The 19,514-nt window shown below is 44.8% G+C and carries 14 protein-coding genes; 10 read left to right on the forward strand and 4 right to left on the reverse strand.

The window, feature by feature from the left end:
* Positions 1-284: 284 nt before the first annotated feature.
* The 5 genes from ACHZA1_RS00160 to ACHZA1_RS00180 all read left to right on the forward strand — a co-directional run bounded on the left by ACHZA1_RS00160 (position 285) and on the right by ACHZA1_RS00180 (position 5,241).
* Positions 285-866: a helix-turn-helix domain-containing protein gene (locus ACHZA1_RS00160; RefSeq protein ID WP_320053213.1), complete on the forward strand. Its 582-nt coding sequence runs from the start codon at positions 285-287 to the stop codon at positions 864-866.
* Positions 867-966: 100 nt separating this feature from the next.
* The gene (locus ACHZA1_RS00165) at positions 967-1,518 is read left to right on the forward strand and encodes a 1-acyl-sn-glycerol-3-phosphate acyltransferase (RefSeq protein WP_320053214.1); all 552 of its coding nucleotides are present in this window, start codon (positions 967-969) and stop codon (positions 1,516-1,518) included.
* Positions 1,515-2,348: a patatin-like phospholipase family protein gene (locus tag ACHZA1_RS00170; protein WP_320053215.1), complete on the forward strand. Its 834-nt coding sequence runs from the start codon at positions 1,515-1,517 to the stop codon at positions 2,346-2,348. The genes ACHZA1_RS00165 and ACHZA1_RS00170 overlap by 4 nt, the downstream gene beginning before the upstream one ends.
* Positions 2,349-2,906: 558 nt before the next feature.
* Entirely contained in the window at positions 2,907-4,529 is a 1,623-nt protein-coding gene (locus ACHZA1_RS00175) for a HEAT repeat domain-containing protein (protein WP_320053216.1), read from the forward strand.
* Positions 4,530-4,692: 163 nt separating this feature from the next.
* Positions 4,693-5,241, forward strand: a complete 549-nt coding sequence (locus ACHZA1_RS00180; protein ID WP_320053217.1) for a hypothetical protein — start codon at positions 4,693-4,695, stop codon at positions 5,239-5,241.
* Positions 5,242-6,478: 1,237 nt separating this feature from the next.
* On the opposite strand, the gene ACHZA1_RS00185 is transcribed toward ACHZA1_RS00180, so the two are convergent.
* From ACHZA1_RS00185 to hcp, 3 genes are all read right to left on the reverse strand, one after another.
* The gene (locus tag ACHZA1_RS00185) at positions 6,479-7,018 is read right to left on the reverse strand and encodes a hemerythrin domain-containing protein (protein ID WP_320053218.1); all 540 of its coding nucleotides are present in this window, start codon (positions 7,016-7,018) and stop codon (positions 6,479-6,481) included.
* A gap of 179 nt (positions 7,019-7,197) precedes the next feature.
* Entirely contained in the window at positions 7,198-7,383 is a 186-nt protein-coding gene (locus ACHZA1_RS00190; RefSeq protein ID WP_320053219.1) for a (2Fe-2S)-binding protein, read from the reverse strand.
* Positions 7,384-7,395: 12 nt separating this feature from the next.
* Positions 7,396-9,027, reverse strand: a complete 1,632-nt coding sequence (gene hcp, locus ACHZA1_RS00195) for a hydroxylamine reductase (RefSeq protein WP_320054934.1) — start codon at positions 9,025-9,027, stop codon at positions 7,396-7,398.
* A 473-nt stretch (positions 9,028-9,500) separates the two neighbouring features.
* On the opposite strand from hcp, the gene ACHZA1_RS00200 reads away from it, so the two are divergent.
* Positions 9,501-10,130, forward strand: coding sequence for a MarC family protein (locus ACHZA1_RS00200; RefSeq protein WP_320053220.1), 630 nt, complete (start codon positions 9,501-9,503; stop codon positions 10,128-10,130).
* A 185-nt stretch (positions 10,131-10,315) separates the two neighbouring features.
* Here ACHZA1_RS00200 and ACHZA1_RS00205 read toward each other — a convergent pair whose 3' ends face one another.
* Positions 10,316-12,808, reverse strand: coding sequence for a glycoside hydrolase family 9 protein (locus ACHZA1_RS00205; protein WP_320053221.1), 2,493 nt, complete (start codon positions 12,806-12,808; stop codon positions 10,316-10,318).
* A gap of 270 nt (positions 12,809-13,078) precedes the next feature.
* Between ACHZA1_RS00205 and ACHZA1_RS00210 the strand changes: the two genes are divergently transcribed.
* The 4 genes from ACHZA1_RS00210 (at position 13,079) to ACHZA1_RS00225 (ending at position 19,195) form a co-directional block, all read left to right on the forward strand.
* A complete protein-coding gene (locus ACHZA1_RS00210) occupies positions 13,079-13,519 on the forward strand; it encodes a MarR family transcriptional regulator (RefSeq protein ID WP_320053222.1) in 441 nt (146 codons plus the stop codon).
* 74 nt (positions 13,520-13,593) lie between these two features.
* Entirely contained in the window at positions 13,594-14,961 is a 1,368-nt protein-coding gene (locus tag ACHZA1_RS00215) for a TolC family protein (RefSeq protein ID WP_320053223.1), read from the forward strand.
* A 7-nt stretch (positions 14,962-14,968) separates the two neighbouring features.
* A complete protein-coding gene (locus ACHZA1_RS00220) occupies positions 14,969-16,021 on the forward strand; it encodes an efflux RND transporter periplasmic adaptor subunit (protein WP_320053224.1) in 1,053 nt (350 codons plus the stop codon).
* 15 nt (positions 16,022-16,036) lie between these two features.
* The gene (locus ACHZA1_RS00225; protein ID WP_320053225.1) at positions 16,037-19,195 is read left to right on the forward strand and encodes an efflux RND transporter permease subunit; all 3,159 of its coding nucleotides are present in this window, start codon (positions 16,037-16,039) and stop codon (positions 19,193-19,195) included.
* Positions 19,196-19,514: the final 319 nt, after the last annotated feature.

Genomic DNA, 19,514 nt, shown 5'->3' on the forward strand with positions numbered 1-19,514 from the left:
TCTTTTAGCCGAGCAGGCATCGCCTGTTTAGAAGAGGTAGAAGCAGTAACGTTCATTTATTGGTAAACCAACCACTCGGCTAAGAGAGGGGATTTAGGGGTGAGTCGAAAATAGGCATGCATAAGCACCTCCTTTACGATCTGACATCTCTTATCTAAACAGCTATGATTCAATAGCCACAGCCAAACGAGAGGCTTTAAGCAAACCCAGAACACATTAACGATAAAAAACAAAGATGAGACTGTTTTTTATTATTTTTGACCGATAAACAATATTGGTCAGTTATGTCAGAAAGGAATGTTGAGAAGTTAATTGTAGATTCTGCCACCAGCTTCTTTTCAAAATTTGGTTTTGCAAAAACTACAATGGATGAAATTGCAAAGCACATTCACAAGGCAAAAGGGGTTCTTTACTACTACTTTAAGAGTAAGGAAGAACTTTTCAACGAAGTACTGAAACAGGAGTTAAGCACCGTAAAAAGCAAGCTAAGTCAGGTTGTTGAAAAGGAGGATGACTCCTTGATAATTCTAAAAGAATACATTCTAATCCGGTTGAAGCTCCTACATAGAGCATTAAATTATCACGAAACGTTAAAAGCAGATTTCTTCGAGAAGTATCATTTTGTCAATGATGTTAGGACCGATTTTGACGATTTCAACCGCTCAAATCTTACCATAATACTCACTAAAGGCAAACAAGAGGGCTATTTCAATTTTAAAGATTTAAACTCTACGGTTGACGTTATAATGATGATAGTAAGCAGCATCGAAATTCCTTTGTTTATTCAAAATTTGTATCCCGTATATGAAGATACTATCGAGGAACTTTCGTCAATGGTAGTTAATAGCCTAAAAACGTCTCAATAAAAGGGGCTAAAAAAACAAAATGGTCAATTTTTTTTGCCCCTATACTGACCAAAAAACAATATTGGTCAAATGTATATCTAACTCACTTCAATAATAAAGTATGACAACAGTATCTGGTCTGATCCTTACAAAGATTCTAGGATGGAATATCAAAGGCGAATACCCCAATATTGAAAAGAGTATTGTCATTTTTGCCCCGCATACATCCTACTATGACTCAGTTTATGGCAAATTATTCATCAATGAAGCTGGTGTCAACCATAAATTTTTATCGAAAAAGGAGCTGTTCTTTTTCCCATTGAATATTCTAATGAAATGGTACGGATCCATTCCTGTACGAGGAGTAAAGGGCGAAAATGCAATTTATTTGGTTGCAAAAATGCTTGAGGAAAAAGAATCTCTGCATATAATTATGTCACCCGAAGGGCACTTAGCCAGAACCGACAAATGGAATAAAGGCTTTTGCTATATGGCATTAAAAGCAAAGGTGCCAATTGTCGTCGGGTATCTCGACTATCAGAAGAAAGAAATTGGCGTAAAAGGTGTTATAAACAATTTTGAAAGTGTAGATACCGTAATGGATCAAGTAAATATGATGTATAAGGATGTAGCGGCTAAATATCCCGAAAATTTCTCATTAGAACAAAGATGAAACAAGCAGTATCATTAGTACTATCCAGTGGTGGCGCAAGAGGCATTGCTCACATTGGAGTGATCGAAGAGCTAGAAAGGCAAGGCTTTGAAATAAAATCAATTGCAGGCTCTTCGATGGGGGCTTTGGTTGGAGGCATGTACGCTTCGGGGAACTTAGAGGTTTTTAAGAGCTGGATATGCAAAATTGATAAAAAAGCAATGATTAATCTTGCTGATTTTACATTGAGCAAGAATGGCCTAGTTAAAGGAAACAAAATTATTAACGAATTAAAAAAGATAACACCGGATATAAATATTGAGGACTTGCCTATTTCTTATAAAGCTATTGCTACGGATATCGAAAGTAGAAACGAAATTGTATTTGAGAAAAATAGCCTCTTTGATGCTATTCGTTCTTCAATTTCAATTCCTGGATTTTTTACTCCAAATCAGCTAAATGATATGGTTTTAATTGATGGAGCTGTATCAAATCCTCTTCTTGTTAATCGGGTAAAAAGGTGTAAAGATGATTTACTAATAGTTGTTGACGTAAGTGGTCCTATATCAATAAAAAAGTCTTCATCTAAAAATGACGATAGCTCTAAATTAAAAAAATCAACAAACACACAATTTAATTACTATTCATTGCTAACACAGTCATCTAGTATAATGATTCAGCAAATGTCCGCCTTAATGCTAAACAACTATCAACCAGACATATTAATTAGCATTCCAATGAATTCTTATGGTTCTTTCGAGTTTTATAAATCTGAAGAAATTCTAAAAATAGGTGAGATGGTTTCCAGAATTGAAGTCAAAAAATTTAAAAATAGGTTTGCCTTAATTTAAAAGCCTATGGCATTTTATGCAGATTCCTTTTTCATGCAAAAATGGTCAACTTATTTCAGGACGACTCACCTTTACATATATTGCCAACTCGCTTATATATACAATTCTAAATGCTTTTCACCTACAAACCGCAAGCCTGCGTTAGGCGAAGACTTCAGCATTCATCGGTTTTATCATTGTAGGCATAGCCTGCAGAATAGATTCGGCTGAGGCGATAGCCCATAGCCGTAAAGTAAAGCCTTAATACTTAAATACAAAAGCCTAATAGTAGCAGTAAGGCTTGGCTTTATACTGGCTAAGCTAAAATAATCTTGTCCCTTCTGCATAACAGCAGCAGATAATCGCTAAATTGCTTTCCTATTTATAATCATAAGCCCTAAGGTAAACATGGTTGTGGTAAAGCACCCTGTTCGGGTTGCTGGCTTGTGATTAGCAGTAAGAAGCAGCTAGAGCTGCATATATACACCCTTATAGGGATATATTAGGCAGCTTCATTGCATATATAAACGAGTTAGCGGTTATTGAAAAGAACAGTACCGAAATATAATGCCAAATTAAATGTCTAAATATCCTTTCCAAAATATTGAACCAGAAAACATTGATGAACTTCTGAAATTATCTCAGGATTTATCTGACTATAAATGCAGATTAGAAGCAATTAAACAACTATCTAAATTCAGATGCAAGAAATCCTTACGTATTTTGTATGGTTTGATGAAAAATGATAGAATATTTCCTTGCAAGGAGGAAGCTTTTAGAGCATTACAAAATTTTGGAGAAGACGTAAAGTTACCAAAAAAGAGGAGACGTAAAGGAAAGCCAATTAAAACAATAAACGAAAAACTATTAGTTCTGCACAACTCTTTTGATGGCGATTCTTATTCACTGATAGATTTCAAAGTGAAATTTAAACAAACTTATCCTGAAGTTTACGATGTTTACCAGTTTGAGAAAAAGACCAGTTTTGATTCGTTTATTGAGAATTCCTTAAAGACTATCGCAAAAAGGAAGATTAATCATAACTATTCTGTACAGATTCTATTTCAAAAAACTAACGAATCAATTACACAAGAAAGAATTGATTTAGAATATGTAAATAAACAGGGAGGTAGTGACGAACTTATTATTACAAAAGATAAACTTATAATAAATTGTTTTCGCCAGTCAAAAATCAACTTGAATAACATTGTTTTCGAGGAAAGTAATAGTATCCATAGTCAAATAATTAAATCGCTAATTTATTATTACGCACAATCTGTTTATTTTGTTGAAATTAAAACTCTAGAAATAATACGATTAAACTCAACAAACAAAGAGGTCGTTCTTAAATTACCTAGTAAAAACTTAAGGCTTGACCAAATACTTAACAATAGTTTTCAAGGTGTACAACTAAATATCAGTCAGATAAAAAATATATTTAAGAAAGATGATAAATCTGAAACTTTAAAATATGGTTTAACCTTCTTATTAAAAGCGCTAGTTGAAACAGAACCTAGTACTAAATTTGAAAGACTATGGAAGTCTTTTAATTCTATTTATAGGTATATTGGAAATGGTGAAAATGAAAATGAATGTCACCGTGTTTTAAGAAACTACATATTGAATAACAGAGAATCTTTTGAGAATACTGTTGATTTGGTGAAAGATTTGTCTATCGAGCAATTACGGAAACATTTACGCGTATCCGAATTAATTCAAAATGATTATGATTCTCCAAGTAAAGTTGTAGCATTTCTAGCTCTTATTTATCGTTATTCAGATAGTTTCATCTCACAATTATTACTTGAAAATATTGATTATCAAAAAGACTTCCTATGCTCCATTTTGGCTATGGATAGAATAGAATCTAAGATTAATAAATTTGACTCATTAAGAAATATTTTTAGCGAGAATAAAAATTCGACTGACAGTTGTGTTTTTTATAAAATTGCAAAAAAACATCTTGAGCAAAACGTAAAAACGCCAAGAAGAGAAACTAAGATTGAGATAATTATTTTCGCATGTATTAAGTATGGCTATTTTGTGAGAAATAAAATGTTTCATGCTGAAAAGCACGATTTAACATTTAGATTTGCTAGTAATAGCATCATAACTGAGCTTAAATGGATTAATGAAATTTTACAAAGCCTATTAATAGAACTAATAAACAATAATGATAATTGGGAAACAACAAACCCATAACAATGTATATACAAAATAGGCGTAATAGCAGTAAATTCAAAGGTTGTAACCCGCTTAAAAATCGCAACAGTTTGATAGGTTTAAACCCCGCAATCGCCTACTTTGCATATTCTCATCGTTAACGGCAAACTCAACAGAGTGCAACAAGATAAACTTACTATTTATGAAGAAAGAATGGGTAGAAATAATGAAAACGACGGGAAGAATTAAGCTTTCGTGGTTGGACTTATTGACTCATTACTTAATTGTTATTTTTCTTTTGCAGCCACTTCTTTTCCTTTCGTTTTTCTGGTTAAAGCATTTTCTTACTGGAGAATACACAGGAGAAAGAACTTTTAAGGAAATGTTCCTCGTACAGATTCCTTTCATAATTTTAGCCGTAGTTTTTTTCTTTATTCAACATAAAAGACTAAATTTCAAACAAATACAAACAAGTTTATCTATTGATTTGATTCAAATATTAATCAAGACAACTGCAAATGAACTTGAATGGATACCATTTATAAATACAAAATATTACAAAGTATTTAAGACATACCCAAAATGGTATACAGGTAGTTGGGGTGAGCAAATCACTATAATAATAGACAATGATAAAGTGATGATTAATAGTATTTGTGACCCTGACAAAAGAGCTTCAGTTGTGTCAGTTGGTAGAAACAGAAAGAATATGAGATGTCTAATTGAAAAAATAAAAAATGCCAACCTTTAACACACGGTATATTCAACATGCGTGCAATGTGATAAGCGGCAACTTACAGTTCTCATTCGTCCGAAGCCTCTACCCAATAGCCTTCAAGCCTAGCATAGGTAAGCAACAAAAAAGGTGCTAACCGCTTCGCAAATTCGACTCACCCCCAATCCCCCTCTCTCCGAATGGCATTAGAAAGCCTGCCCATACCGTAAGCGCCTACTTGCCATTCGCAAAGAGGGGGCTGCGGCACGGATATAAGCTACTGCATAATCGGAGAGCAGGAAGTCCCCTCTTTTAGCCGAGCAGGCTTCGCCTAATTAGAAGAGGTAGAAGCAGCAACGTTCTTTTATTGGTAAACCAACCTATCGGCTAAGAGAGGGGATTTAGGGGTGAGTCGTAAATAGGCACGCCATAAGTCTCTGCACCTCTGCGTTTTGTGATTTTCAAATGCATTTCCCTGTTTACAGAACCTCCAAACAAAGAGCTATTGCGGTACCAAGCCCACCTTGCAAGAATATTGCTTTTACAACTTTAGAAATACTATTATTGGATGAATAACTAACTAACGGCTGACAGACGTAATTAATGCAGGATAACATCCCCCCGTAAACACTATGGCGTAGCCATACCAGACTGGCACGAATTCTGTTAGAGCGAGTGGAGCTACTACATTGCCAATTAGCGCAACAGCGATGAAAAGACTGGAAACAAGTACTTGAAATACCGACATTCAACTGCGACCGAGCGAGTTAATTCGTGTCAAGGGTTTTTGGTTCTTTTTGCCCTACAAAAAGAACAGAAAAGAAGATGAATTTCTCCATACAATGTCCTAGCCTCTGCTAAATTCAGAGTTTGTATTTTAAACGAAAGATTCCAAGCCCACCTTGCAAGGATCATTTCTTCAATCTACCACTTAACCTTACTGCCATCCCCCTACCCTAAATCGAAAAGGCGCTGCGCTGCCCCAAAAGAGCACTACAACGCCATTAAAGAACGCTCCGCTTGATTAAAAGTGCGCTACAAACGGGCATAAGTGCGTTACGCTCCATAAAAAGAGCGTTACAACACGCCAAAAGCAAGCTTCAATCGAGTAAAAGTTTGCTTCAACAGCACAAAAGAATGGCACAACGGGGTAAAAGGGCATTTCAATCGACTGTAGGAGCGTTACGACCGATAAAAAGAGCGCTGCGCTATGCCATACGGGTTCTACACCCCATCGGCAGCGGGTGCATCGCTAAAGAGCGAGGGTGGTAAACTAGTACTTCTTCTTGATTTCCTTCAGCATGGCAATGGCATTCTCGGTGACGCCCACGCCGAGCCTATTCTTTTCGATGCTTTCGAATTCATTCACCAGTCGGCGATGAGTTGCCTCGGTAAATTTGATATCGCTGATCTGGAAGAGCACCGAGTTCTCCTTTACGATATGCGTTCGGATGAGCTCGATGTAGGCGGAAGCCGCACCAACAAACTCCTCCTTGTCCACAACGTCATTTACGATGGAGCCTCTTATGCGGACGATCAGCTCGCGCTCCAGCCGGTGCTCGGCAATCATACTCCCAATAAGCCCATCCTGATTCCTAACGCCCACCTTCACGAGGGCGGGAAAGAAGAAGACCTCCTCCTTGGTGTGGTGGCATTCGTTGACGTACACATCCAAAAAATCGACGATGTCGATGATGTCCTTTGGGTCTACGCCATGATGGTTTTTGGCGTGCTTGCACATTTTTTCGATTACCCCTAATGCAACCAGTATTGCATTGTGCTCGTGTAGGAGTATTTGGCTTGCCGTTTTCATTTCCCTACTGCCTTACTTCGATTTTAAGCTCGTTTGCCCATTCGCACGCAATGCCCGCATCAGGTCATAAGGATATCCAGGCGCGCGCATACCGGCAGAATATCCCCAAAAGCAAAGGATAGCCGGGGCAGCGCACCGTCAGCGCAGCTACCCCGAGCTATATATGGAAATACTAGCTGCTAAGGTTTATTCAGCTCGTCAAGGATATCCTGAATATCGTCCTGGCACTGCCCACAGGTGGTTCCAGCCGTGGTTTCCTCGCCGACCTCCTCCACCGTTTTCAGCCCCTTCTCCTTGATGGCCTTTACAATCTCGCTCCTATATATCTCGTTGCAGTTGCAAATAAGAACATCGTTTTCATCCATCTCCATAATCCTTTAGGCTAGTTCAAAAATCTTCATATCCTCCTCGACGGTGGTAATCGTTTGCACGCCAAACACCTCTTGAACGATCTTCAGCACGTTCGGCGTCATAAATCCGGGTAGCGTTGGCCCGATATGGGTGTTTTTGAACCCGAGGTAGAGCAGCGCAAGGTGTACGATAATGGCCTTTTGCTCGTACCACGCCACGTTGAATACGATGGGTAGCTGGTTGATATCGTCGAGCTTTAAAACCTCCTTGAGCTTAAGCGCCACAAACGCCCAGGAGTACGAGTCGTTGCACTGCCCGGCATCGAGCACCCGTGGGATGCCGTCGATGCTTCCCAGCTCCAGCTTGTTGTAGCGGTACTTGGCGCATCCCGAGGTGAGGATTACGGTATCCTTCGGCAGCTTGCTGGCAAACTCGGTGAAGTACTCGCGGCTCTTCTGCCGCGCGTCGCAACCCGACATCACCACCAGCTTTTTGATGGCGCCCGAGCCAATTGCCTCCAGCAGCTTATCGGCAAGCGCCAAAACCTGGTCATGCGCAAAGCCAATGGTGATCTCCCCCTTTTCAATCTCGGTAGGAGGCGCGCACGTCTTTGCCAATTCGATGATCTCCGAGAAATCCTTATGCCCATTCGCCTGCTTTCGGTCGATGTACCGCCACTCGGGCATTCCGGTGGCTCCCGTGGTAAACACCCGGTTGTTATACGTCGATGTCTTGCGTGGCGGCACTAGGCAGTTGGTGGTAAAGAGAATGGGACCGTTGAACGTTTCGAACTCGTCGAGCTGCCGATGCCAGGCATTGCCGTAGTTGCCCACCAGATGCTTGTACTTCTTAAAGAAAGGGTAGGCATGCGAGGGCAGCATCTCCGAATGCGTGTACACATCCACGCCCGTTCCTTCGGTTTGAATCAGCAGCTGCTCCAAATCCTTCAAGTCGTGCCCGCTCACCAGTATCCCCGGGTTCTTCCCCACCCCAATATTAACCTTGGTGATTTCAGGATTTCCGAAAGTTGATGTATTGGCCTTGTCGAGCAGCGCCATCACCTTAACCCCATGCTCGCCCGTCCGCATAATCCATTCCAAGATGTCGTTTTTGCTGATTGGCTTGGTTAGCATCACCAGCGTTTCCTCCATAAAGGCGTAAATATTGGCTTCCTCGAAGCCAAGATTAAAGGCATGCTCGGCGTAAGCGGCAATACCCTTAATGCCAAATAGCGCATACTGCTTCAGCGCGCGGATATCCTCGTCGCTATCGTAGGTAAGGGTGCTAACCGCCTTCGCCTTTTTGGTGAAATCCTCGGCGGTTTTGCCAATCCACGAAACCGAGTCGTGCTTTTCGGTGATACTCACCCGCCCCTTAAGGTTATCCCTAAGCAAAATAGTTTCATTGATAGCTTGAGTAAGCGCCTCATCATCAAAATTAGCGTTGGTGATGGTCATAAACAGGCAATTGGTGATATGCTTGCTCTCCACACTGGTATCAAGCCCCTTTTTCCGAGCTTCAATCGCTACATAAGCAAGCCCCTGACAGGCAAAAACGAGTAGATCCTGAATATTTGCGGTGTTCTCCTTCTTTCCACAAACACCATTTATTGTACAGCCCGTATTCTTAGCTGTCTCCTGACATTGGTTACAGAACATGCTCATAGCTTCAATATAAAAGTGAGTACTCAAATGCCGAATTCTGCTATTCTACCCCTAACCAACAATCGAACGAAGCTGGATGCTAACGATTTAAAAAGGACAACCTTTGCAGGGTATCCCCAAACAACTTACAATTCAAAAACGCCTAAGGTAAGCAGGGCTTACCCTCCCCATTCACCTTGGAGCAAGTTACAACAGCTGCTCCACTTTTAGAAACAAACTACTATTCAAAAAGGTTAATGCCTCTCCTCGCAAAGCCGACAATCGTCTACAGCTTATTGCAATAAATAGCTGTTGGCAGAAGCATTTACCCTGCGTCGGAGAATGAAAACGTGCGAACTCCAAATTCTCTTTCGGTGATATCGGCTAAAAACAAAACGCAGGAGCATTCATCGGCAGCCAATATTTGCTAGCTTTACGGGAGGTTTAGCATCCTGCAAACCGCCAAACAACCAAACCCACCATGCAATATGGAAAGCCTATTTGATATCCGAACAGAGCAGTTCTTTTCTGTATTCGTCACCATGCTTGCGCTGGTTAACCCGGTACAGAAAATCTTTGTCATGCTTTCGCTCGATTCGCAGCTGAGCGACCGCGACCGCCGGTACGTCGCCCTGAAGTCTAACCTTGTGGCAGCAATTATCCTACTGCTTTTTTTGGCGCTGGGCAACGCTATTTTCACCTACGTCTTCAACATAAACCTCTACGCCTTTCGCATAACCTGCGGATTTGTGCTGCTCTACAACGGTTTTCTTGCGCTACAGGAGGGCATTCTAATAAAGATCGATCCGCAAACGCGCCTAAACGACGTATCGGCAGTACCTATTGCCATGCCGATGATTGCAGGCCCTGGAACCATTACTGCAGCAGTTACCCTTCCTAATCAAGACGGCACAATTGTCACCATTCTCGCCATTCTTGCCGTAATAGCCACCAACACGTTTATCATGCTGCATGCGAAACACCTTGGAGGCATACTCAACCGCTTCAACCTAATGTCGCCGCTTATCCGAATCCTCGGGCTCATCATTGCAACCATTGGAGTACAGATGTGCTTTACCGGGATAAAGGATTTTTTAAGTGCGATTGGGATGATCTAGCCGCAGGCCACCGTAAGTAGCAAGCAATGGCAACGCTTTGCAGGCAATTTCTGGTACGATTGAATAAGAATGGCTATCACAAATACTATGGGCGGATAAGCAATACAAGATCACCCGCCACAATAAAAAAGGGCAACCCGCATAGGCTGCCCTTCTTTATTATTACCGTTGATATGAACAGCGCACTACTGCGCCTGAGCAACGTCCTTAAACGATCCGAAGCTGTATCCCTTTTGCTTTAGGCTTTTTACAAGCTCATCCAGGCGGAGGTATAGCTTATCGGTACGCTCGCTCTGCGTACCCGGGTGTATCAGCAGAATGGCGCCGTTAAGCCCATTGGCATCGTTCTTCTCCGAATCGAACAGCAGCTTCATAATCTGCTCCGACGAGCGGTAGCTCTTCATCGAAGGGGTGGTATAGTCGGCATTGGTGTACGTTTTGGGCGAAAGAGTAACAATATTCAGCCCCGCAGCCCTGCTTCGTGCCACAACGTCCTTGTTGTAGTGCTCGTAGGGAGGAATGTACCAGCTAAGCGTCTTAAGGTTACCCCCCACCTTCTTCAGCTCCATCAGGTTGTTTCTGATATCAGCGTCAAGGCTATCGGGCGTTACCAAGGTCTTGTTTCTATTTTCCCAGCTGGCGTAAAGAATATGCCTATCGGAGTGTGGACCTACGTAGTAGCCAGCTTTAACAAGCTGACGAGCGGTAGCACCATTCATGCGAAGGCAATTCCCCGTAAAGAAGAAGTTCCCAGGAACGCCATTCGCCTTAAGCGTCTTCATAACGTGCTCCATACCTTCGAAAAGCGAGTCGGCAGTAAACACCAGGTAAATTTTCTTCTGCCTTACATCCATCCGAACAACACCGCCCTGCTCATCTACAACGCAATTGTTCGTTGCCAACGCGGCATCGGGTCGCTCAAGCGACGACAGGTAGAACGTTGTAGAGGCAGTACCATCCATGGTAGGCTCGTTGGATGAGTAATCGTGAATGGCATCGTGGTACACAGCTGGTCCATTTTGGAAGGGCCAATAAACGTCTGGATTCTTCAGCATTACCCCGCGCAAGCTTTTAAAGATGCTTTGGTAAACAGGGCCATCCACCAAACCGCCCCAGGTTGGGTCTCCCCACTCATTGGTATATGCCGAATGTGGAAGCAAAGGGGTATCTGCACCGTTAGGATAGCCGCAAATCATCGAAGTTCCCCACGGATTACAGCCAAACTCCCAGTCGCGAAGAGCCGCCTCCATTTCTAAGAATCGGGTATCGCCAGTTAGCTCGTTGTAAAGGCGAGCCTGCGTAAGCGCACCGAACACAAAGTTGTTGGAACACCAAAGGTAGGGAACACCATTCATAAAGGGATCATCGCCTGCCCTCTTAAGAATATCCTCTAGCCCCTGGCGCATATACTCGATGTACCTCTTTTTAATGTCGCTGCTGGAAGAAGTTGCCATAAGGTAGTGACCTAGGTTAACAAAGGGGTACCACTCGTAGTGACGGGCCTTCCCTGTTTCCATCCAAGGCGTAACGGGCTCCTGCTTGCCCCAAGTATCCGCTTTTTCGAGGTAGCTACTATTTCCATTCAGTTGGTTTATAGATGCTGCGGCCAGCTCCATATCGTCAACGTAGTTGCCCTCCTCGTAAAAGTAGGGCGATACGGTGCAGGCCGTTTGGCAAACACCCGGATTGGCCTCGCCGTAGGCATAGGCCTCTTCCGATTTCTTAGCAATGGTTTTCGCAAACACGGGATCGATGCTGGCAAATACCTTTGATCCTAAAGCAAAGGCCGAAGCGAACTTCCCTGCCGTTGAAGCAACGCCAGTTGTTCTATTCTTGTACTTCCTTAATCCCTGAACCTTTCCCGTTACGTAGTAAACGGGGCGCCCTAAGCCTGGTCCCCAACCATAATCAACCTTATCGTGGCTAGGAGATCGGAAATTGGCATGATCGCGGTCGTCTGCAATCTGGTTAAACATCACCGAGGAGTCTGGATTCATTCGAACCAGCCAATCTAAGCCCCATCGTGCCTCATCTAGTATATCCGGGATCCCATTTTTACCTTTTTTTCCTAAAGCATTATACTCATCCTTGAAGGCATGAGGGTTCTTGGTGTAGGCAAAAAGCATTTGGTACACCGCATTTGCCGAAGTGGTTACGTATTGCAGATAATCGGCTGCATCGTGCCAACCTCCGGTTACATCAATGTGCTCTCCAGTTCGCGTAGGGTGATCTACAATGAAGCCATCGTGCTGATGGCATAACGTATCGAGATAAGGGTTGTAGCCACAGCGTTGCTGCCTCATGTAATTCAGCACATAATCTGCGGCACCTTTATAGACGTTGTTTCCAATTGTAAAGTTGAGCGAGCGCGTTCCATTTGCCTCTACATAGTAGGCACCCACCTTGTCAAATGAGGAAAAAGGCAGTCGGTATGCCGATTTCATTCCCCAAAGTTGAGCATTGCGCTCAGCAGGCTTTCCTTTAAAGACAACCTTATCCGTTTTTGCCTCTCGCACGGTAAATGACTTTAGCGCGATAGGTTCGGAGGAGAGAAAGACCGCCACCTTAGGCGTTTGTGGAAGGTATCCAGCCTGGTTGATTCGCACCCAAGCCGTTTGCGAATAGCCGAAAGTGGCGCCAACTAATAGCAGAATTAGTAGCATTACAGTTCTTTTCATAGCATAGTGTTAAGATGTTTTACTGCGGGTAAAGGTAGCATCTATAGAAGATCGTCAACGGCTGGGGAAACGAGTTTTTGCCACAAACAGTAAAGAAAAGCCCTCATAGTAGAAGTATTTGCACAGCCCGAAATGGAACATCTTTCAAGATTTGTACGTACTCGGAGGGTGCATAAGCCAATAAATAGCTATCGTATATTAATTGACAACCGAGATAGTTGCACATGTCAACTGTTGATATACTTTTGCAACGTAAAACAAAAGGAAAACATGAAGGAAAAAGGATTACCCATCGGCCACGTAGTAGGACGGATGATGGGAAAGATCGCAAAGGTTCTAAAACGCAAGTTATCTGAAGAGGAAATCAATATAACCTTGGAGCAGCTGGGACTGCTGCACGCTATTTCCGAAAATAAGGAGGAGGTTGCTCAACAAGACATGGCCGAGTTTATGGGTAAGGATAAGTCTGCCATACTTCGCTTGATCGATTCGTTGGAAAAGAAGCGGCTTGTAGTTAGAACTAGCGATCCACAGGATAGACGTAAGAACGTACTAGTAGTAACACAGCACGGGAAAAGCACACTTACCAAAGTCACCGAGATTAGTACTGCGCTAAACGAAAAACTACTTGAAGGAATTAGCCAAACGGATATCGATACCTTTTTTACAGTTGCCGAAAAGATTAAAAGCAACGCCGAAAAGATGTCTTAAAAAAATTTTATCCTAATAGTTGACTACATCAACAGTAGACACTGCAACCTTTTAAATAATCAACCCAACAATACATGAGTAAATCCAAGTCAACAGCTGGGATTGCACTTCTTTTGTCGATACTCTTCGGATCGTCGGCAATTGCCCAAAAGGCAACAACGCTTAAGGAGTGCCTAAATTACGCCAGCACGAACAACCGCAACCTAAAGATCTCGGGATACGAGCTGGAGGTTTCGCAACGCAAGGTTTACGAGCAAATGGGCACCTACCTGCCACAGGTAAACGCATCGGGCTCGTTGGACGATAACCTTAAGCTAAGCAAGCAGCTGCTACCGGCCGAAATGTTTGGCGGAACGCCAGGAACCTACAAGGCCGTATCGTTTGGAACGAAGTATAGCATTGCAGCAGGCGTCCAAGTTACGCAGAGCATCTTCGATCCGCAGTTCTTTGTATCGCTTAAGACGGTAAAGACAAACAAGCTGCTCTCGGAGCAGAACCAAAAGAAGACGCAAGAATCGGTTACCTACAACATCAGCATCGGTTTCTATCAGGCTTTAATCATACAGAAGCAGCTAAACGTGCTAAAGGCAACACTCGATGCCTCGGAGGAGTCGCTAAAATCGGTAGAACTGCGCCTTAAGAACGGTATGGCCAAGCAAATTGACGTTGACAAGCTGCGCGTAAGCTTTAACAACACCAAGTCGTCGCTAAAGCAAACCGAGCTGAGCTACAGCCAGTCGCTAAACAACCTGAAGAACCAGATGGGCATGCCGCTCGACAGCGCAATCGTCCTACCTGACGTTGTTCCCGAATTTAGCTTCGACAGAATGGCAACCGATGCCATTACCGATAGCACCATAGAGAAAAGAAGCGACTACCAGATTCTGAAAACGAACATGGCGCTTACCGAACTCGATAAGAAGAAGAGCATAGCCTCGTACCTTCCTACCCTATCGGCCTACTACAACTACAACTACAACGCCATGAACCAGGAGTTCAAGTTTTACGAGTCGGATCAGAAGTGGTTTAACAGCCAATCGATTGGGCTTAAGCTCTCGATTCCTATTTTCTCGGGCTTTCAGAGATACCAGCGCCTCAATCAGGCCAAGCTGAACATCGCCAAGAGCCAAGAGAACCTGAAGCTAACCGAACAGAACATCCGCGTTCAGATATCGAACTACGATATTCAGTACCGTAACGCCCTAGAGAACATCCAGAACGAAAAGGAGAACTTAGACCTTGCCCAAAGGGTGTACGCCAACACGCAGCTCGAATGTAAGCAAGGGGTAAGCAAAACTCTCGACCTAGTTCAGGCCGAAACCTCCCTGCGCGAGGCTCAAAACAACTACTTCAACAAGCTACTCAGCCTCTATATCGCCAAAATAGACTACGAGCAGTCGAAGGGTAACCTCGAAAACTTTATAAACAACCAACTCAAATAGATATTGTATGAAAAGAATAGTAGCCATTATAGTTGCTATAGTACTTGTTGTGCTAATTGTTTTTAGGCTAAAGAGCAACCACGAAAAGATTAACGCCAAGCAAAATGTAAGTACCGACTTATCCTACACCAGCGTAGACGTTGCTGCGGTAAAGAGCATGCAGCTGGAGCAGAACCTGAACTTGGTTGGATACCTAGATGCCTCTAAGGAAATCGTCATCTCGGCTGAAGCGCAGGGCACCATCACCGCGCTAAACATCGACCTTGGACAATGCGTTGCCCAAGGACATACCATTGCCCTTATCGACAACAGGCAAAAGCAGCTGGCACTAAAGACCGCGCAGCTGAGCGTTAAGAAATTGACCAAAGACTTAGCCCGATACAAGAGCCTCTACCAAGGTGGAAGCGCCACCGAACAGCAGGTTGACGATGCGCAGAACGCCTACGACAACGCCGTTGTCCAAGAGCAGCTGGCCGCTAAGCAGCTGGCCGACGCCACCGTTAAATCGCCCATCAGCGGTATCATATCCAAGAAGGTGGTTGAACGTGGGACCTTCGTTAATGTAGGAAACCCCATCGCCACCATCGTAGACGTAAACCAAATGAAGATAAAGCTCAACGTTTCGGAAGCCAACGTTTACCTGTTGAAGCAGGGCGACAAGGCATCGATCACCACCGAGGTGTACCCAACGGCAACATTCGCGGGTAAGATCAGCTTCATCAGCCCCAAAGGCGACGAGGCCCACAACTATCAGGTAGAGCTGCTGATCGCCAATAACGGCAAGAACCGCCTTAAAGCAGGCACCTTCGTAAACGTTCATTTCGACCTGCCATCGAAGGCAAAGGTTCTCACCATTCCTCGCGAGGCGCTGCAGGGTAGCGTAAAGGAGGCCAAGGTGTACGTTGCCGAGAACGGCAAAGCCGTACTGCGCAACATTGTTGTTAGCGGCGGCAACGACAAATTTCTAGAGGTTACCTCGGGTCTGAGCGAAGGCGAAAAGGTAGTAACCACCGGACAGGTTAACCTTATCGATGGCAAAGCAATTAAAGTAAACAACTAAACAAAGCGTATAAACATGTCGATAACTGAAGTTGCAATTAAACGACCCACGCTGGTAGTTGTTGCCTTTGCGGTATTGGCCATTCTGGGTATCACCTCGTACTCGCTCTTGAACTACGACCTGATCCCCAAAATGAACATTCCCGTAGTTAGTATCACCACCATTTACCCGGGTGCTTCGGCCAACGAGGTGGAAAGCTCCGTGACCAAGAAGGTGGAAGATGCCGTTTCGTCGTTGGAGAATATCAAGAACCTCTACTCTTCGTCGCAGGAAGGCGTATCGAGCGTGGTTATCGAGCTCGAATCGAGCGCCGATCCGAATCGTGCGCTGCAGGACGCTCAACGTAAGGTGAACGCCATGGTATCTCAGCTTCCCACGGAAGCCAAAGCACCATCCATCAATAAATTCTCAACCGACGAGATGCCTATCATGAAGTTGGGCGTCACCGGAAAGATGGAGCCAACCAAGCTTTACCAGCTCACCGACGATGAGATAAAGCCCCAGCTCTCGAAGATAAACGGCGTGGGACAAATTACGCTTGTTGGAGGTAGCGAACGTGAGATTAAGATCAACGTTAACAAGCAGAAGCTCGACACCTATAAGCTTTCCATCAGCCAAGTTTACCAGGCCATTCAGGCTGCCAACCTTGAGATGCCTACCGGAAAGGTGGAGGGCGATCTGAAGCAGTACACCGTCCGCCTTCTAGGTAAGGTGAACTCGTTCGATAAGATCAGAAACATTACCGTTGCCACCAACGCAGCGGGCAGCGTCGTTAAGCTTTCGGACGTAGCCGACGTGGTGGATGGTATAGCAGAGCAAACCACCACAAGCCGAATCAACGGCAAAACATCCATCGGTATCCTCATTGTTAAGCAAACCGACGCCAATACGGTAGATGTTTGTAAGCAGGTTAAGGAGCAGCTGACAAAGATCGAAAAGCAGTACGCCGATAAGGGTATCAAGTTCAACATAGGCTCCGACAGCTCGACCTATACGCTTGACTCGGCCAACGCGGTAATGGAGGACCTGATGTTTGCCATTATCCTGGTGGCCATGGTGATGTTCTTCTTCCTGCATAGCATACGCAACTCGTTCATTGTGCTAATCTCCATCCCCTGCTCTATCATTTCGGTGTTCATTGCGATGTACGTCTTCGACTTTTCGCTAAACCTGCTCACCTTAATGGCGCTCTCGCTGGTAATCGGTATTCTGGTGGACGACTCTATCGTTGTGCTCGAGAACATTTACCGTCACCTCGAAATGGGTAAGGATAAGCGCATGGCCGCGCTCGATGGCCGAAACGAGATTGGCTATACCGCTGTGGCTATTACCATGGTGGACGTGGTGGTATTCCTTCCCCTCTCGCTGGTTTCGGGTATGATCGGTAATATGCTTCGCGAGTTTGCGCTGGTAATCGTTTTCTCGACGCTGATGAGCTTAATCGTATCGTTTACCGTAACTCCGCTGCTGGCTTCGCGCTTTAGCAAGATAGAAGCGCTAACCCGCAACACGCTAATTGGCCGCTTTGCGCTCTGGTTCGAGAAGTTCTTCAACAAATTAGTGCATATCTACGAGCGAGTACTTCGCTGGGCGTTGGGCCACCGCAAAACGGTGTACGCTACCATAACAGCGCTTATCATTTTGTCCTTTTCGCTGGTAGGAATGGGCCTTATTGGGGCAGCATTCTCGAAAGACGGCGACCGCGGCGAGTTTGTGATTAAGCTCGAGGGCGAACCCCAGAACTCGCTTCGCCAAACCTCGCTGCTGGTCGAAAAGGTGGAGGGCATCCTCAAGAAACACCCCGAGGTAACTAAGGTATTCTCCAACGTGGGCTTCTCCAGCTCCGACCTAGGCGGCGGAAGCAGCTCGGCCTACAAGGCAGAGGTTACCGTAACCCTTGTCCCCAAGGAGGAACGCACTACACCAGTTGACGCATTTGCGGCAACCGTTAAGAAGGAGATCCAAAGCATCCCCGGATTAAAGGTAAGCGCCACCCAGGCCAACATCATGGGTACCGCCGACGATGCTCCCATCCAGGTTCTTTTGCGCGGCGCCAACGTAACCCGACTATACGCCTTGGCCGATAGCGTAATGAAGGTGGTAAAGCAGGTTCCCGGAACCAACGACGTAAAACTCTCCATCGATAGGAGTAATCCCGAGATGCAAATCCAGCTCGACCGCGAGAAGATGGAGCGCATGAACCTCTCTGTTCAGCAGGTGGGCAGCGTGCTTAACCTAGCCCTTGCCGGAAACACCGATCTGCAGTATGCAGAGGGCGACAAGGACTACGATATCAACGTAAGGCTCGACAAATTCGACAGAAACCGCGTGGAAGACATCGGATCGCTCACCGTTTTGAATAAAAGCGGTCAGCTAGTAGAGGTAAGCAGCTTCGCCAACGTATCTCAGTCGCTGGGACCTAACAAGCTCGAGCGCTACAACCGTATCCCCTCCATCATTGTTAAATCGTCGGTGTACGGACGCCCAATGGGAACGGTGGGTGAAGAGATCAAGAAGGCCATTAGCGAAAAGATCCATCCGGGCGAGATATCCATCGACTACAAGGGGCAAATGGAGCGCCAGGGAGATGCATTCGGCAGCCTGTTTACGGCAATCCTTGCTGCGCTGATCTTCGTTTACCTGATTATGGTAGCGCTCTACAACTCGTACCTCTACCCATTCGTGGTGATGTTCTCGATCCCTGCGGCCATTGTAGGTGCGCTCTTTGCGCTGGCCCTAACCGGCGAGTACCTGACCATATTCTCCATCATCGGTATGATTATGCTCATCGGGTTGGTGGCCAAGAACGCCATCCTTATCGTAGACTTCGCCAACAAGCAGCGCGAGCAGGGAGCATCTGTTCATGATGCCCTGATTGAGGCAGGAAAGGAAAGACTTCGCCCTATTATGATGACCACCCTTTCGATGATCCTTGGTATGACGCCTATTGCCCTCGCATCGGGTGCCGGTGCCGAGAGCAAAAATGGCCTTGCATGGGTAATCATTGGCGGTTTGACCAGCTCGCTGATGCTAACGCTTATCCTAGTTCCTTCGGTGTACATGACCATGGAGAAGTACAAGGAGAAGTTTACGAAGCACGGCCACAAGAAGGCGGTAAAGGCTGAAGAGAATAGCAAAAAGGTAAAAGCGCTGGAAGAGGTGGACGCCCAGTAGCCTGCAAGGGTTACAGGCACTAGCTGTCAAGCCGAGACAATTGGCGAATTGATCTTCTGAAAGGAAGTACATTAAGCGCCAACTCATGATTAAGGCAACTTGTTCCCTCCTTGGAGGGGCAGGGGTGGGTTAAGAACGCTAAGAGAAGTAACCAATGTTGATTCGAATAAGCAAACCCACCCCTACCCCTCCCGAGGAGGGGATAAACAGCCCTGATTATGCATTTAGGCTTGAGATTAAGCCTTAGCTTAACGGCTATGGGCTATAGGCACTAGCCACAAAGCACCAGCAGTACCTCTATTTTACTTGTATTATTGAG

The sequence above is a fragment of the uncultured Acetobacteroides sp. genome, assembly GCF_963667355.2.
GTDB lineage: Bacteria > Bacteroidota > Bacteroidia > Bacteroidales > ZOR0009 > Acetobacteroides.

What these genes read in the sequence shown, in the direction of transcription:
- ACHZA1_RS00205 (WP_320053221.1), bottom strand. Translation starts at nt 12,808, where the DNA reads ATGAAAAGAACTGTAATGCTACTAATTCTGCTATTAGTTGGCGCCACT.
- ACHZA1_RS00160 (WP_320053213.1), top strand. Translation starts at nt 285, where the DNA reads ATGTCAGAAAGGAATGTTGAGAAGTTAATTGTAGATTCTGCCACCAGC.
- ACHZA1_RS00165 (WP_320053214.1), top strand. Translation starts at nt 967, where the DNA reads ATGACAACAGTATCTGGTCTGATCCTTACAAAGATTCTAGGATGGAAT.
- ACHZA1_RS00180 (WP_320053217.1), top strand. Translation starts at nt 4,693, where the DNA reads ATGAAGAAAGAATGGGTAGAAATAATGAAAACGACGGGAAGAATTAAG.
- ACHZA1_RS00225 (WP_320053225.1), top strand. Translation starts at nt 16,037, where the DNA reads ATGTCGATAACTGAAGTTGCAATTAAACGACCCACGCTGGTAGTTGTT.
- ACHZA1_RS00170 (WP_320053215.1), top strand. Translation starts at nt 1,515, where the DNA reads ATGAAACAAGCAGTATCATTAGTACTATCCAGTGGTGGCGCAAGAGGC.
- ACHZA1_RS00185 (WP_320053218.1), bottom strand. Translation starts at nt 7,018, where the DNA reads ATGAAAACGGCAAGCCAAATACTCCTACACGAGCACAATGCAATACTG.
- ACHZA1_RS00220 (WP_320053224.1), top strand. Translation starts at nt 14,969, where the DNA reads ATGAAAAGAATAGTAGCCATTATAGTTGCTATAGTACTTGTTGTGCTA.
- ACHZA1_RS00175 (WP_320053216.1), top strand. Translation starts at nt 2,907, where the DNA reads ATGTCTAAATATCCTTTCCAAAATATTGAACCAGAAAACATTGATGAA.
- ACHZA1_RS00200 (WP_320053220.1), top strand. Translation starts at nt 9,501, where the DNA reads ATGGAAAGCCTATTTGATATCCGAACAGAGCAGTTCTTTTCTGTATTC.
- ACHZA1_RS00190 (WP_320053219.1), bottom strand. Translation starts at nt 7,383, where the DNA reads ATGGATGAAAACGATGTTCTTATTTGCAACTGCAACGAGATATATAGG.
- hcp (WP_320054934.1), bottom strand. Translation starts at nt 9,027, where the DNA reads ATGTTCTGTAACCAATGTCAGGAGACAGCTAAGAATACGGGCTGTACA.
- ACHZA1_RS00215 (WP_320053223.1), top strand. Translation starts at nt 13,594, where the DNA reads ATGAGTAAATCCAAGTCAACAGCTGGGATTGCACTTCTTTTGTCGATA.
- ACHZA1_RS00210 (WP_320053222.1), top strand. Translation starts at nt 13,079, where the DNA reads ATGAAGGAAAAAGGATTACCCATCGGCCACGTAGTAGGACGGATGATG.